Consider the following 13,886-nt stretch of genomic DNA (forward strand, 5'->3'; position numbering starts at 1 on the left):
TACTCACGGGGGAAGCAGTCCTGCACGGCGGCGGCACCGAATTACCTCTGAGGCTCGAGATGATCGAGCCGGAGGGATTGATACACCATGACCGACCACTCTCGCGGCCCACGATTACGCAGTCCACTGCGCGGACCGTGGCTGACCTCCGTGTTCGGCCTCGTCCTGCTGATCGGACTTCCGGTCGTCATCGTCACGGGGTTGCTCTCGTACATCGCGTACGGTCCGCAGTTCGGGCAGGCCCGTCCCGGCGACGTCGGGTGGCTGCACCTTCCGTACTTCGCGTGGCCCACCCGGCCGTCGTGGTTGTACCGGCTCACGCAGGGGCTGCATGTCGGGCTCGGACTGATCCTGGTGCCGATCGTGYTCGCCAAGCTGTGGTCGGTGATCCCGACACTGTTCGTGTTTCCGCCGGTGCGGTCGCCGGCGCAGGCGCTCGAACGTCTGTCGCTGATCGCCCTGGTCGGCGGTGCGCTGTTCGAAATCATCACCGGGGTGCTGAACATCCAGTACGACTACATCTTCGGCTTCGACTTCTACACGGCGCACTACTGGGGCGCGTGGGTCTTCATCGCCGGGTTCGTGACGCACACGATCCTGAAGGTGCCGCCGATGGTGAGGTCGCTGCGTTCCCGGTCGTTGCGTGAAGTGCTGCGCACCTCCCGCGCGGACACGCGCCCCGAACCGCCGGACGAGAACGGCCTCGTGGCCGAAGACCCCACCTCGCCCACGATCAGCCGCCGCGGCGCCCTCGCCCTGGTCGGTGGCGGCGCCGCACTTGTCGCCGTCCTGTCGGTCGGGCAGACCACCGGCGGGTTCCTGCGCAATGCCGCGCTGCTTCTCCCCCGCGGCCGCTCGTACGGCGACGGTCCCAACGACTTTCAGATCAACCGCACCGCCGCAGCCGCGCAGATCACCCCGGAGCAGACCGGCGACACCTGGCGGCTCTCGGTGACGGGTGGCGCGGAAACCGTGCAGCTGAGCCGAAGTCAGCTGCGCGCCATGCCGTCGCACACCGCGACTCTTCCGATCGCGTGCGTCGAGGGATGGTCCACCACCGAGACGTGGACGGGTGTGCGACTGCGTGACCTCGCGGACGCCGCCGGGGTGACCGCGTTCGCGTCGGCGAAGGTGACGTCGCTGGAACGATCCGGGGCGTTCAACCAGGCGGTGCTCACATCCGATCAGGTGCTCGACGCCGCCGCCCTGCTCGCCCTCGAGGTCAACGGCGCGGACCTGTCCCTCGACCACGGCTACCCCGCCCGGATCATCGTTCCCGCCCTGCCCGGCGTCCACAACACCAAATGGGTGCAGGCCATCGAATTCCGGGAGGCGTGAGATGCGCCGATTCGCCCGCTTCTACGGCGCCAACCCGCTACATCTGCTGGCCGTGCTGTTCACGTTCGCCCTCGCCGGATATGCGGTGGCGGTGGTCGGTCCGCAGAATCTGTGGGATCAGGACGTGTGGTGGAAGTCGATCGCCGTGTGGTTCCTCGGCGCGGTGATCGCGCACGACCTCGTGCTGTTTCCACTGTACGCACTCGCGGACCGGTCCCTGACGTCCGGGCTGAACGCGATGCGGGGCAGGAGAACTCCACGACCGCGGTCGGTTTCGGCACTCAACTACATTCGCGTGCCGGCGCTCGCGTCCGGTCTGACGCTGCTGCTGTTCCTGCCGGGGATCATCGAGCAGGGCGCCGACGCGTATCTCGCTGCGACGGGGCTGACGCAGGAACCCTTCCTCGAACGCTGGCTGCTGCTCACCGCCGCGTTCTTCGCGGTGTCCGCCGTCGCCTACGCCATGCGACTCGCCTTGTCCCGCACGACTGGTGACACGGTGAGCGACCCATGAGGAGAACCGACGTCTCCACGGACCTCCTGATGCGGCGCGCGTCCGCGGGTCTCCCGTGCTGGGTGCGCGACGCCCGGGGGACGCGTCGACCCCTGCCGGTGGGCCGGTGGATGGGCGGGGACGCATCCACCCTCTCCGATCGGATCGCGGACCGCGTGATGCTCACCGGGTGTCACGGCGCCACCGTGGACCTCGGATGCGGACCGGGTCGCCTCACCGCGGCACTCGTCTCGGCCGGTGTCACGGCGCTGGGGGTCGACTCGTCTTTCACAGCAGTCCAACTCACGATCCGCCGCGGCGGCCTCGCTCTGCACCGCGACCTCTTCGCACCGCTTCCGCGGTCCGGACATTGGGACCGGGTGCTGCTCGCCGACGGCAACATCGGCATCGGCGGAGAGCCGGTGCGGATACTGAGCCGCGCGCGAGAACTGTTGCAACCAAACGGAATTGTCATCGCCGAGGTGGATCCGCCGACCACGACAGGAGTTCGTCACGAACTACTGCGCTGGGAGACGGAGCATCTCGCCGGAGAATGGTTCGCCTGGGCGAGTGTGGGTGTCGCGGCGGTGTCCGGGGTCGCCCGCGCCGCCGGACTGAGCGTGATCGATGTTCTGCAGCACGCGAATCGGTACTTCGTGCGGATGGAATGGGCGTAAAGAGCTCCCATCCGCCGGCGAGGTCGCACCGAATACCTAGTGAACATTCACCCACCCCCTTCCTCCGGAAAGGCTGTTTGATCATCATGTCGAACTATCGAAAAGCACTCGTAGCGGCGGCCATCGGCACCCTGGCCCTGACCCCGCTCGCGGCGTGTTCGAGCAACGACTCGAATGCGTCGTCGAATGTGAGCACAGCAGCATCCACGCAACCCGCACCCGTCGCCCAGGTCGACGACCTGACCGGGGTGAGTACCGCCGTCGCACTGGATTCCGGCTTCACCGGTGCCCTGACGACGCTCGGCCTCACACCCGGAGTGGTGGGTACGGCGGCCCTCGCCGACGGATCGGTCAGCTTCCCGATCACCGGCGGCAACGTGAAGTACTGGGAGCCGGGCACGGTCGACCCCTACGTACAGGGCGAGATCATGCACGACGGGAGCGGATTGTCGCTGGCGGCGCCCGGCACCGTCGTCGAACTCACCGATTTCGCGATCGACCCGGGCACGTCGCTTCTCACCGGCGACGTGAGCGTCAACGGTGCGTCCGCGGCCACCGATGCGGTGTTGTTCGATCTCAACGGCCGCACGTTGAAGCCGCTGCAGACAGGCCCGAACGACACCGCGATCCTGCAGGGTACCGAGGTCAAGATCTCGGAGGACGCGGCCGGACTGCTGAACGAGACGTTCAAGACCGACGCCGTGAAGCCGGGGTTGCTGGTCGGAATCGCCACCATCACGATCGCGACCAAGTGACCGTCTGCCCCCGAACGGCACCTCGGATGCGCCGGCCGTCACCAGTTCGTGAACAGCAGATGGTTGACGGCCAGCGCACCGGCGGCCTGCACCGCGAGCCAGAACCGATGACTTCCGCGCGGCAGGAGTGCGGGGGCGGCGAGAAGCCACACTTCGAACGGCAACCAGATCCGCTCGGTCTCCGCCTTGCTCAACGCGCTCAGATCGGCGATCACCACCGCCGCCAGCGCGGAGAGCACGAGGACGGGAACCGGCGACAGCGCCCGCACCCGCGACCAGGCGAACGCCCGGGGCAGTGCGGCGGGCACCGCCAACCCCACCGCGCAGACGAGCGACGCGAAGTTGGCCCAGCCCCAATAGGCGAAGGGACGATCCGACGCGATGCCCTGGTAGTACCGGTCCTGCACCAGCTGGTAGCCGTCGAACCACCAGAATCCGTACAGCGTGAACACGGCCGCCACCGCGAGCGCACCGGCCAGGGCGCCGACCAGCGGGCGGGCCGTGCGCGCGATGATCAGAACGGCGACCGCCGGGATCGCCATCAGCGTGAGCCCGTAGCTGAGGTAGACACCGAAGCCGAGCAACACACCCGCCGCCACCGCGACGAGCGCGGGGACCGGGACTGTACGAGTCGCCGAGAGGGCCAGCAGGGCGATGCCCCACGCGACCACGCCGGCGAACAGTGCGTCCGCCGACACCGCCACCCAGATCGCGGTGGGTGCGAGGACGAGGAACGGGGCCGCGCGACGAGCCATGGCCTCGTCACCGAGCGCACGGACGGCGACGATCACCGCGGCGCCGGCGCTGGATCCGACCGCGACGCACAGCGCGGACGCCCAGGCGCCGCCGTCGAGTCCGATCCGGTCGAGCCAGACGAACGTCAGGAGCGCACCGGGCGGATGCCCGGACACGTGGGTGGTCCACGAATCGGGCTGCAGGTCCAGGATTCTGTCTGCGAAACCACGCAGCGTCGCCGGGATGTCCGTGACACCAGGAACCTCGTGGAGATACTCGTCGGTCGAGGTCAGGCGCCCGGCGAACCCACGCTGCCAGCCGTCGACCAGCGCGAGCGCCATCGCCCACAGGGCGGACACGAGCCCCACTCCCACCGTGAGACGACGCCACGCCAACGTCTGCGCCAGACCCGGCCCCCACAACACGACCGCCGCCGCGACGGCGACGGCGACCGGCGTCCCCCACCCGACGTGCACGTCGCGGAACCCGAACAGCGGCGCGGCGTCCGCGAAGTCCCGCACACTCTCCGCGGTGCGGTGGACGATGGGGGTGATCGTCTCGTTTCCCAGCCGCGGGACGACGAACGCGACCACCACCAGGATCAGGGCGAGTGCGGCGCCCACGACGTCGTGGTACCGGAAATTCCGCTCCTCGGCGCGCTGCGGGGATCCGATGACGTCATCTCCTTCGGCGAAAGTCGCACTCGCGCCCAGCATAACGACGGAGGATTGACTGCATGACCGCAATGAGTGCACGCGAACCGGCCCGCGCGGACGTCGCCGTGATCGGCGGGAGCGGCTTCTACTCGTTCTTCGACGAGGACGCCGCGGAAGTCACGATCGACACTCCGTACGGCAACCCCAGCGCCCCGATCACGGTCGGCGACGTGGAGGGCAGGCGGGTGGCGTTCCTCCCCCGCCACGGCGCCCGGCACGAATTCGCGCCCCACACCATCCCGTACCGCGCGAACCTGTGGGCGCTGCGCACACTGGGCGCGCGGCAGGTGTTCGCACCCTGCGCCGCCGGGAGCCTCACCCCGGACCTCGGACCGGGCTCGATGGTCGTGCCGGACCAGTTGGTCGATCGCACCAGCGGCCGCACGCAGACCTTCTTCGACGGAGGCGGCGTGCACATCCAGTTCGCCGACCCGTACTGCTCGGACCTGCGCAAGGCCGCCGCCCGGCCGGGCACCGTGGAGGGCGGTGTGCTGGTGGTGGTCGAGGGCCCGCGCTTCTCGACCAGGGCGGAAAGCGTGTGGTTCGCCCGGCAGGGCTGGACCCTCGTCAACATGACGGGCCACCCCGAGGCGGTCCTCGCCCGGGAACTCGAGATGTGCTACGCCACCATCGCTTTGGTCACCGACCTCGATGCGGGAATCGAGGCCGGCGCCGGGGTACGCGCAGTGGACGTGTTCGCCGAGTTCCAGCGCAATCTCGGGTCCCTGAAGACGCTGGTGCGGTCCGCGATCGCCGCCGCCCCCGAGGGCCCCTGCGAAGCCTGTCGCGTCCACGAGGGTGTGACACTGCCGATCGAGTTACCATGACGGGAACACGCGTACTGCTCACGGGTGCAGCAGGATTCATCGGCGGTCACGTCCACGTCGCGCTGATCGAAGCCGGTCACGACGTCGTGGCCGTGGACGCTCTGCTCCCGTCCGCGCACGGTGCCGACGTCGAACCACCGGACGGTGTGCGACGGGCCGACGTCCGCGACCGTCCCGCTCTGATCGAACTGCTGAGGGGTGTGGACGTCGTGTGTCATCAGGCCGCCGTCGTCGGCGCCGGTGTGGATGTGCGTGATGCCCCGGCCTACGCCAGCCACAACGATCTCGGTACGGCGACGCTGCTCGCCGCGATGCACGAATCGGGTTGCGAGACGCTGATACTCGCGTCGTCGATGGTCGTCTACGGAGAAGGCCGGTACCACAACGGGCGGGGCGAGTTCGTGGAACCGGCCGCCCGCCGGGCCGAGGACCTGGCGGCGGGGATCTTCGACGAGACGGATCCAGACACGGGAGAGCCCCTCGAGTGGGCACTCGTGGAGGAGCACTCGCCGCTGCGGCCGCGGAGTCTCTACGCCGCAGGCAAGGTCGCCCAGGAGAACTACGCGCTCGCCTGGGCACTGGCCACCGGTGGTTCCGTGACGGCTCTGCGCTATCACAACGTGTACGGCGATCGCATGCCGCGAAACACCCCGTACTCCGGGGTGGCCGCGATGTTCCGTTCCGCCCTCGAGAACGGCGACCCTCCGCACGTGTTCGAGGACGGCAGGCAGACGCGGGATTTCGTGCACGTCCACGACGTCGCGGCGGCGAACGTGGCCGCGGTCGAGTCTGCGCTGCCGGGATTCTCGGCGTTCAATGTGTGCTCGGGGCAACCGATCACGATCGGGGAGGTGGCCGCGACGCTCGCGCGTTCGTACGGCGGGCCCGAACCCGTCGTGACCGGCGAGTACCGTCCCGGCGACGTGCGGCACATCGTCGCCGACCCCCGGCTGGCCCGGGAGCGGCTGGGATTCCGGGCGCAGATCATGCCCGCCGAGGGAATCGCGGCGTTCGCGCACGCACCCCTGAGGGACGCGGCGCCGGCGGGACCTCCCCGTGTCTGAGCGCGAGCCGATCTCTGCGCGGGACGTCACCGTCGTGATCCCGTGCATGAACGAGGCCGGATCCCTGCCCGGAGTGCTGGCGGCGGTGCCCCGCGACTACCGGACGGTGGTGGTGGACAACAACTCCACCGACGACACCGCCGCGGTCGCTTGGGCGCACGGTGCGTCGGTGGTGCGGGAGCACGTCCCGGGCTACGGTTCGGCCGTGCACGCCGGGGTGCTGGCGGCGCAGACACCGGTGGTCTGCGTGCTGGACGGCGACGGCTCGATGGACGCGGGTGAACTCCCGCGACTGGTCGTCGCGCTGGGCTCGGGAGCCGACCTCGCTGTGGGACGGCGTCGGGCCGATCGGCGTGGGACGTGGCCGTTGCACAGCAGGATCGGCAACGCCGTCCTCGCCGCACGACTCCGGCGCCGGTACGGGCTGCCGATCCACGACCTCGGGGCGATGAGAGCCGTGCGCAGACAGGACCTCCTCGACTTGGGTGTCGACGACCGCAGGTCGGGCTATCCGCTGCAGCTTCTCGTGCTCGCCGGCCGCGCCCACTGGCGGGTCGTGGAACACGACATCACGTACCGGCCGCGCACCGCCGGCGCGTCGAAGGTGTCGGGTTCGCTGAAGGGCACCGTCGTCGCCGTCCACGACTTCTGGAAGGTGATCGGGTGAGCCTCGACGTCGCAGTACTCGTGGTCGCGAAGGCGCCGGTGCCCGGGTTCGCGAAGACCCGGCTCGCGCGGGACGTCGGCGACGCCCGGGCCGCCGACCTCGCCGCCGCCTCGCTGCTGGACACCCTGGACGCCGTCACCGGTGCGGGTGTCGCGCAGCGGGTGGTGGCGATGACCGGCGACCTCGGCCGGGCGGTCCGGGGCACCGACATCGCCTCGGCGCTGGACTGTTTCACGGTGCTGCCGCAGCGGGGTGAGAATTTCGCGGCGCGATTGGTGAACGCCCACGCCGACACGTTCGACGCGTTCGGCCTGCCGATACTCCAGATCGGCATGGACACACCGCAGGTGACGGCGGTACTGCTCGCCGAATCGGCGGACCTGCTCACCGAACGGAGAGGCCGGTGCGTCCTCGGACTCGCGGAGGACGGCGGGTGGTGGATCCTCGGAGTGCCCGACGCCGTGGCGACGGAGGCGATCGGATCGGTTCCCACGTCGAGTCCGGACACCGGACGCCTCACCCGGGAGGCCCTCCTCGCGGCGGGCGCCGAGGTGCTGTCGCTGCCGACGCTCCGCGACGTCGACTACGCGACCGACGTCGCACCGGTCGCCGCCCTCTGCCCGGAGTCCAGCCACTTCCGCCGTGAGTACTTATCAACCACGGGAGGTTGACAAGTACTCACGGGGCGTTGATGCGGGCGAGCGCGAGATAGAGCGGCTCGGTGGGGTCGAGTTCGATCCCGTTGCGACGGAGGAACGCGTCGAGCACGCCCCACACGAGGGGCGCCACCTGGCCGACGAAGTACTCGGTGTCCGGTTTCGCGGAACCCTTCGACGACTCGAGCCACAGGTCGGTGGTCGAGACCATGATCCCGACCGCCGCGCGGGCGGTGAACCGGACGTCGGAGACTTCGGCGGACACGGACTCGAAGATCGTCGACGCGACGCCTGCCAGCCGCTCGGTGAGGTCGCGCTCGACGTCGAGGGACAGGGCGGATCCCGCGCCGTCCTGTTTCAGCTCGCCGTCCGCCAGGAAGCGGAAGACGTTCGGGTGCTCGGCGACCACCTCGGCGTAGCCGGTGATGGCATGGTTCAGCGCCTCGTGCGGTGTGGTGAGCAGGAAGTTGAACTTGGGCGCCACCAGCTTGTAGACGTCGTGGGTGGTGCGGTCGGCGATGGCCTTGTAGAGGTCGGCCTTGTCGGCGAAGTGCCGGTACAGCCGGGGCTTCGTGGCCCCCGCCTCCTTGGCGATGTCGTTCATGCTCGGGCGTGGGCCGTGCGTGTCGATCACCCGGTAGGCGGCGTCGATGAACTCTTCACGGGCGCGTGCCCGCCGGTCCCACGACCGCGGGGTGTCTGTTTCTGCCACTTCGCCTGGACTCCGAATACTCGTTGGACCTGTGCCGATACCCAGGGTACGGGACCGTGTTCCGACAACGGCAGTAGTGGTTGACACCGAAGTTCGCCGGTGTGACACTCGACTCGCACAAAACGTAACCGCGGGTAACGCTCATCGTGACTCGCGGTACCAGCGGCCACGCGGCCGAACGGCGCCCCTCGCCCGAAGCCGACTTCGAGGAGATCACTGATGGCACTGCGGAACGGAAAGAAGGTCGACGCGATCGACGTCGACCCCGGTGACGTGACCCTGCAGGCACGCAACGTGAAGTTCGACTGGTCCCGGACCCCGCTACACTGGATTCCCGGCGAACCGATCGCCTCCCACACGCTCAGCGCGATCAACCTGATCCTCCCCGAGGGGGAGCGGTGGTTCTGCGCGACATTCACCGAGGCGCTCCCCCTGATCAACGACGACCGGCTCCGCGCCGACGTCCGCGGGTTCATCGGGCAGGAAGCGATGCACGCCGAGACCCACAACGTGGTGCTGTACGAGTTCCTGGACGCACACGACGTGGATCCGCGGCCGTTCGTGCTGCAGTCGGAATTCCTCATGCGGAAGGTGCTGGGCCGCAGGGAGATGGGCAGCGCCCGCGCGCAGCGTCAGCAACTCGTCGAACGGCTCGCGTTCATCGGTGCGATCGAGCACATGACGGCGTTCCTGGGCGACTGGATCCTCAACGCGCGCCTCGAGGACTTCGACGCCGACCCGAGCATGACCGACCTCTACCGCTGGCACGGCGCGGAGGAGGTCGAGCATCGCAACGTCGCTCACGACGTCGCCATGTACTTCGGGGTGGGGTACTTCCGCCGCAACCTCGCGATGCTGGTGTCGTATCTCGCGTTTCTGGTGGTGATGACGCGCGGGCTGAAGTTCATCGTGCACGCCGACCCGACCATGCGCGACCGCGGCTACTTCTCGCTGTGGATGGGGTTGTTCGCGGCGATGCGCCGCGGTTCCCTGCCCGGACTGTCGAGCCTGTTCCGGGGCGCGCTCCGATACCTCAACCCCCGGTACTCGCCGCAGGCCGAGGGTGACACGGCGCAGGCGATCGCCTACCTGGCCAAGTCGCCGGCCGCGAGGGCGGCGTAGTGACTCCGACGTATCCGGCACCGACCTCCGTACCGGGTGATCTGTGGGGGAGGCGGCAACGCGACCCGCTGCTGCGTGCCGTCGCCGGTGTCACCACCGCGTACATGCGGTCGCTGCGCTTCCTCTACCGCACCGACCTCACCCCACCGGTCAGCGACGGGAGCCGGCGAATGCTGGTGCGTGAGCGCAGAATGGTGGCGCACGACGAGAACGTCGTGAGCCTCACGCTGACCGCCCCCACCGGCGGCGAACTCGACCGGTGGCGGCCGGGCGCGCATCTCGACCTCGAGCTGCCGTCCGGGCGGCGGCGTCAGTATTCCCTGTGCGGTGACCCTGCAGACAGTCGCGCGTACACCATTGCGGTGCGGCGCATTCCCGACGGCGGCGGAGGCTCACTCGAGGTCCACGACCTCCTGCACCCCGGAGCCTCGGTGAAGGTCCGCGGCCCGTACAACGCGTTCCCCCTGGCATTGCCCGGACACGGATCGACCGCCGACGGCCTCCACTTCGTCGCCGGCGGAATCGGGATCACCCCCATCCTCCCGATGGTGCGCCTTGCCCATCGCCTCGGCCTCGACTGGTCGATGGTCTACACCGGCCGTAACCGGGAGTCGCTGCCCTTCCTGGACCAGCTCGCGGAGTTCGGCGACCGGGTGACGGTGCGCACCGACGACGGAGACGGAATACCTACCGCAGCAGAGCTTCTCGGCGCGGTGACCGATACGTCCGCGGTGTACTGCTGCGGACCGATCCCGATGATCGAGGCGATCGACGACGCCCTGCCGCCTGGTGCCGAATTCCACTACGAGCGGTTCTCGCCCCCACCGATCGTCGACGGACGGCCGTTCGAGGCCGAACTCGCCCGCACCGGCGAGGTGGTCGTCGTTCCCGCCGACCGGACGGCGCTCGACGCGATCTCCGACGTGCGTCCCGGGCTCGCCTTCTCTTGTCGGCAGGGGTTCTGCGGCACCTGTGCCGTCCGCGTGGAGCACGAGGGCCGGACCTCCGGCCAGATGCTGCTCTGCGTCGAACGCACGCAGGGCGAGCGCGTCGTCCTGGATATCTGACAACCCTCCCGAGGAGACGGTTCCTTCATGACACCACTCGACAACAGGCACTTCGGGTTCGGCGACATCCCCGACCAGTGGGGCAGGACGATCCTCGTCACCGGCGCGAACAACGGACTCGGGCTCCACGCCGCGACGGCGCTCGCCGGTGCGGGCGCGACGGTCCTGCTCGCGTGCCGCAATCCGCAGACCGGCGCCGCCGCGCTCACCCGGATCCGCAAGGCGGGCAGCGACGCCGAGCACCACCTGATTCCCCTGGACCTCACCGACCTGACCTCGGTCCGCGACGCGGCGCAGCACGCCTGTGGCGTCGCACCGCGGATCGACGTGCTGATCAACAACGCGGGACTGATGGCCGTTCCCTTCGGCCGCACGACCGATGGTTTCGAACTGCAGATCGGCACAAACCATTTCGGGCATTTCGCGCTCACCGGACAGCTCCTCCCGGCGCTCCTCGGTGCTCCCGCACCGCGTGTCGTGACGCTCGCGAGCATCGCGCACCGCCGCGGCCGGATCGTGCTCGACGACCTGAACTTCGACCGCCGCAAGTACACCCGGATGGGTGCGTACAACCAGTCGAAGCTCGCCAACCTTCTGTTCAGTGGCGAATTGGCCAGGCGCAGTGCAGCCGCGGGTCTTCCACTTCTCTCGGTGGCGACACACCCCGGCATCGCCGCCACCAATCTCTTCGACTCGATGGTTCCGCCGATCCCGGGGGCTCTCGCCGTGACCCACCTCGGATTGCGGGTGGTGGGCAACGACGAGAAGGACGGTGCGCTCGGACAGCTGTACGCGGCGACGATGCCCGACGTCCACACGGACGACTACCTGGGTCCGAACCAACTGTTCGGGGTTCGGGGACCGGTGGCGCGCTCGCCGCGCACCGGTGGGGCACGGAACACGAAACTCGCGGCGGCCCTGTGGGAGAGGTCCGTCGAGCTGACCGGGGTGGAGTACTCCCAGCTCGTTCGCGCGTAGCAGGGCCACTCTGCCTCCGCGCGTACCATCGGAGTGGATGTCGGAGAGAATGACACGCCATCCGTCCACCGTGGCCGACTGGAGCAACGATCGCCGCAAGGCGCGTCTGCACGCGACACGGCTCGGTCACCAATGGCAGAAATTCGGTCGCACCCGGCGCTTCCTCGCCGCGGTCGCGCTCGGGACCGTCCCCCTGCTCCTGGCCGGCGGACAGTACTGGGTGCACGACGTGCAACCCGAACGCGAGCGACTCGCGCTGACCCAGCCACAGATCCACGAGGTATACGACGCGCAGTCGGCCGCCGACCACGACACCGCCGTCGTCGACCTGGTCGGACTGGGCAACAAGGATGCCACCGACACCGCCCGCACCCTGTCCTCGTACGACCGGATCGGGCGGGTATGGGCGGTCCAGTACGACAACGGCGGTATCGACACCAAGGTGATCAGCGAACTGATCGCCACCCGCGCGGCCGACGAGGGCATCGACAACATCGTCCTGTCCGGGCACAGCATGGGCGGCGTCGTCGCGCTGGAGGTCGCGCAGCACATCTACGAGGACACGGACGCCAACCTCATCGGAGTGGTGCTCGACTGCACCCCCGTGGACCTGCACGCCGTCCGGGCCGGGAGCCGCGACAGCGGCGAGGACATGCTGAGGTGGATCGGCTGGCTCCCCGGCGCGCGGGAGAGCCGGACGATGCGCCTGCTCGTGGAGACCGCGGCCCGGCAGAGCAGGTTCCTCGACACGAAGTCGGACTGGTATCCGCACGTCGACGTCGACGAGTTCCGCGACGTCGTCGACGAGGTCCTCACCGAGAAGGTCCTGTCGGAGGACGTGGCGAGCAACGGGCTGATCGAATCGCAGTTCAAGACCATCGTCGCGTCCGGTGCGATCGACAACCTGAAGTCGCTGGCGGTGGAGACGGACGACAAGCCGCGGCCCGGGATCGTCTTCGTGCGTCCCCGCGCGGGGTGGAAGGACGCGGTGGTCGACGTCGACTACACGCAGAAGATCCTCGTCGAACAGTCCGGCGGGACCGACGGCAGGCTGCTGGTGGCGAAGCTCGACGGGACCGGTCACGCGAATCCGAACCAGCAACCGGTCGCGTACAACGAGGCGATCGTCGGCCGCATCCTGCCCTTCCTCCAGCCCATTCTCGACGAGGTGTCGGTCACCAGCGACGTCGCGGGCGGCCGGCGGTGACGGCCCGGCCCGGCCACGCCGTCGTGCGCGACTCCCACCCCCGTGCCAGCAGGACCGCCAGTCCCACATACGCCCATCCCGCCAGCACGTCCACGACGTAGTGCTCACCGCCGTAGACCAACACGAACGCCATGGCGAGCGGGTACGCGACCAGCAGCGCCCGCGACCACACGTTCCTCGCGAACGGCCAGAGAGCGACGGCCACGAGCAGGGCGAACGCCGCATGCAGGGACGGCAGCGCGGCGACGGGGTTGCTCTGCGCCTCCAGCCACCGCGTACCGACATCCGTGGGGACCACACCGAAACCGAAACCGGCGACGCGGCCCACGCTGCCGGAGATCACGTCCCCCTCGGCGGCCAGCCACGGCGGGACGGACGGAAGGAGAATGTAGGTGACCAGACCGAGATACGACAGCAGCAGCACCCGCCGCATGTACCCCGACCACAGGTCGCGCGAGTACACGTAGAAGACGGCCGCGACCACCCACGGAACGATGAAGTGGCTGGTGTAGACGATTCCCGTGAGCAGAGTCCACCACGGCAGCTCGCCCGTCGGGGGTAGGAGGGTGTCCTGCAACCAGACCGTGGGGATCGMGCCGCCGAAGAGCCAGCTCTCCACGGTCACCAGTTCCTCCGCCCGCACCGGCATCCCGAGTTCGTGGGCGACGCCCCGGCTGAGGTCGTACACGACGAGAGCGGCGATGAGCGGCAACCAGTCCCGCACCACGCGCAGATGGTCCTGCCACGGCCGATCGATCGTGAAGGCGACGAGGCCGGCGACGATCCACGTCGCCTGGTAGATGCGGTCGGTGGGGAGCCCCAGCGTGTAGATCGTGGCGGCCAGCGCGAGCAGGTACGCACACCACACCGCC

The 13,886-nt window shown here is 69.1% G+C and carries 15 protein-coding genes; 12 read left to right on the forward strand and 3 right to left on the reverse strand.

All coding sequences use genetic code 11. From position 1 onward, the window contains the following. Window positions 1-87 precede the first annotated feature (87 nt). From AC1D1G_RS09630 to AC1D1G_RS09645, 4 genes are all read left to right on the forward strand, one after another. Entirely contained in the window at window positions 88-1,338 is a 1,251-nt protein-coding gene (locus tag AC1D1G_RS09630) for a molybdopterin-dependent oxidoreductase (RefSeq protein WP_477951843.1), read from the forward strand. Window position 1,339: 1 nt separating this feature from the next. Continuing rightward, complete coding sequence (locus tag AC1D1G_RS09635; RefSeq protein WP_477951844.1) at window positions 1,340-1,852, forward strand: hypothetical protein; 513 nt, start codon at window positions 1,340-1,342, stop codon at window positions 1,850-1,852. Further along, on the forward strand, window positions 1,849-2,508 hold the full coding sequence (locus AC1D1G_RS09640; protein ID WP_477951845.1) for a methyltransferase domain-containing protein: 660 nt from the start codon (window positions 1,849-1,851) through the stop codon (window positions 2,506-2,508). The genes AC1D1G_RS09635 and AC1D1G_RS09640 overlap by 4 nt, the downstream gene beginning before the upstream one ends. 86 nt (window positions 2,509-2,594) lie before the next feature. Beyond that, the gene (locus AC1D1G_RS09645) at window positions 2,595-3,263 is read left to right on the forward strand and encodes a hypothetical protein (protein WP_477951846.1); all 669 of its coding nucleotides are present in this window, start codon (window positions 2,595-2,597) and stop codon (window positions 3,261-3,263) included. Between the two features lie 38 nt (window positions 3,264-3,301). Here AC1D1G_RS09645 and AC1D1G_RS09650 read toward each other — a convergent pair whose 3' ends face one another. Next, on the reverse strand, window positions 3,302-4,714 hold the full coding sequence (locus AC1D1G_RS09650) for a hypothetical protein (RefSeq protein WP_477951847.1): 1,413 nt from the start codon (window positions 4,712-4,714) through the stop codon (window positions 3,302-3,304). A 20-nt stretch (window positions 4,715-4,734) separates the two neighbouring features. Here AC1D1G_RS09650 and AC1D1G_RS09655 point away from each other — a divergent pair, with 20 nt between their 5' ends. The 4 genes from AC1D1G_RS09655 to AC1D1G_RS09670 are packed head-to-tail and all read left to right on the forward strand — an operon-like array spanning window position 4,735 to window position 7,943. Beyond that, window positions 4,735-5,541, forward strand: coding sequence for an S-methyl-5'-thioadenosine phosphorylase (locus AC1D1G_RS09655; RefSeq protein ID WP_477951848.1), 807 nt, complete (start codon window positions 4,735-4,737; stop codon window positions 5,539-5,541). Next, a complete protein-coding gene (locus tag AC1D1G_RS09660) occupies window positions 5,538-6,605 on the forward strand; it encodes an NAD-dependent epimerase/dehydratase family protein (RefSeq protein ID WP_477951849.1) in 1,068 nt (355 codons plus the stop codon). Before AC1D1G_RS09655 ends, AC1D1G_RS09660 begins: the two co-directional genes overlap by 4 nt. 10 nt (window positions 6,606-6,615) lie before the next feature. Next, the gene (locus tag AC1D1G_RS09665; protein WP_477951876.1) at window positions 6,616-7,272 is read left to right on the forward strand and encodes a glycosyltransferase family 2 protein; all 657 of its coding nucleotides are present in this window, start codon (window positions 6,616-6,618) and stop codon (window positions 7,270-7,272) included. After that, window positions 7,269-7,943, forward strand: a complete 675-nt coding sequence (locus tag AC1D1G_RS09670) for a TIGR04282 family arsenosugar biosynthesis glycosyltransferase (RefSeq protein ID WP_477951851.1) — start codon at window positions 7,269-7,271, stop codon at window positions 7,941-7,943. The genes AC1D1G_RS09665 and AC1D1G_RS09670 overlap by 4 nt, the downstream gene beginning before the upstream one ends. Before the next feature lie 7 nt (window positions 7,944-7,950). On the opposite strand, the gene AC1D1G_RS09675 is transcribed toward AC1D1G_RS09670, so the two are convergent. Next, window positions 7,951-8,640 carry a TetR/AcrR family transcriptional regulator gene (locus AC1D1G_RS09675; RefSeq protein ID WP_280782959.1) on the reverse strand — a complete coding sequence of 230 codons (690 nt, stop codon included), beginning with the start codon at window positions 8,638-8,640 and terminating at the stop codon, window positions 7,951-7,953. A gap of 219 nt (window positions 8,641-8,859) precedes the next feature. On the opposite strand from AC1D1G_RS09675, the gene AC1D1G_RS09680 reads away from it, so the two are divergent. From AC1D1G_RS09680 to AC1D1G_RS09695, 4 genes are read left to right on the forward strand one after another with little or no spacing between them, the layout of a single operon-like run. Then, a complete protein-coding gene (locus AC1D1G_RS09680) occupies window positions 8,860-9,762 on the forward strand; it encodes a metal-dependent hydrolase (RefSeq protein ID WP_283332777.1) in 903 nt (300 codons plus the stop codon). Continuing rightward, window positions 9,762-10,829, forward strand: a complete 1,068-nt coding sequence (locus tag AC1D1G_RS09685) for a PDR/VanB family oxidoreductase (RefSeq protein WP_477951852.1) — start codon at window positions 9,762-9,764, stop codon at window positions 10,827-10,829. Before AC1D1G_RS09680 ends, AC1D1G_RS09685 begins: the two co-directional genes overlap by 1 nt. A gap of 27 nt (window positions 10,830-10,856) precedes the next feature. Then, the gene (locus AC1D1G_RS09690; RefSeq protein WP_477951853.1) at window positions 10,857-11,807 is read left to right on the forward strand and encodes an oxidoreductase; all 951 of its coding nucleotides are present in this window, start codon (window positions 10,857-10,859) and stop codon (window positions 11,805-11,807) included. A 49-nt stretch (window positions 11,808-11,856) separates the two neighbouring features. Further along, complete coding sequence (locus AC1D1G_RS09695; protein WP_477951855.1) at window positions 11,857-13,014, forward strand: alpha/beta fold hydrolase; 1,158 nt, start codon at window positions 11,857-11,859, stop codon at window positions 13,012-13,014. On the opposite strand, the gene AC1D1G_RS09700 is transcribed toward AC1D1G_RS09695, so the two are convergent. Then, entirely contained in the window at window positions 12,983-13,882 is a 900-nt protein-coding gene (locus AC1D1G_RS09700) for a phosphatase PAP2 family protein (protein WP_477951856.1), read from the reverse strand. The genes AC1D1G_RS09695 and AC1D1G_RS09700 overlap by 32 nt on opposite strands. Between the last annotated feature and the right edge of the window lie 4 nt (window positions 13,883-13,886).

The organism is Rhodococcus sp. P3_B8, from assembly GCF_056402775.1.

Bases quoted from the DNA above. Each gene is read 5' to 3' on its own strand.
- AC1D1G_RS09650 (WP_477951847.1), bottom strand. From the start codon at position 4,714: ATGCTGGGCGCGAGTGCGACTTTCGCCGAAGGAGATGACGTCATCGGA.
- AC1D1G_RS09690 (WP_477951853.1), top strand. From the start codon at position 10,857: ATGACACCACTCGACAACAGGCACTTCGGGTTCGGCGACATCCCCGAC.
- AC1D1G_RS09660 (WP_477951849.1), top strand. From the start codon at position 5,538: ATGACGGGAACACGCGTACTGCTCACGGGTGCAGCAGGATTCATCGGC.
- AC1D1G_RS09695 (WP_477951855.1), top strand. From the start codon at position 11,857: ATGACACGCCATCCGTCCACCGTGGCCGACTGGAGCAACGATCGCCGC.
- AC1D1G_RS09655 (WP_477951848.1), top strand. From the start codon at position 4,735: ATGACCGCAATGAGTGCACGCGAACCGGCCCGCGCGGACGTCGCCGTG.
- AC1D1G_RS09645 (WP_477951846.1), top strand. From the start codon at position 2,595: ATGTCGAACTATCGAAAAGCACTCGTAGCGGCGGCCATCGGCACCCTG.
- AC1D1G_RS09640 (WP_477951845.1), top strand. From the start codon at position 1,849: ATGAGGAGAACCGACGTCTCCACGGACCTCCTGATGCGGCGCGCGTCC.
- AC1D1G_RS09680 (WP_283332777.1), top strand. From the start codon at position 8,860: ATGGCACTGCGGAACGGAAAGAAGGTCGACGCGATCGACGTCGACCCC.
- AC1D1G_RS09635 (WP_477951844.1), top strand. From the start codon at position 1,340: ATGCGCCGATTCGCCCGCTTCTACGGCGCCAACCCGCTACATCTGCTG.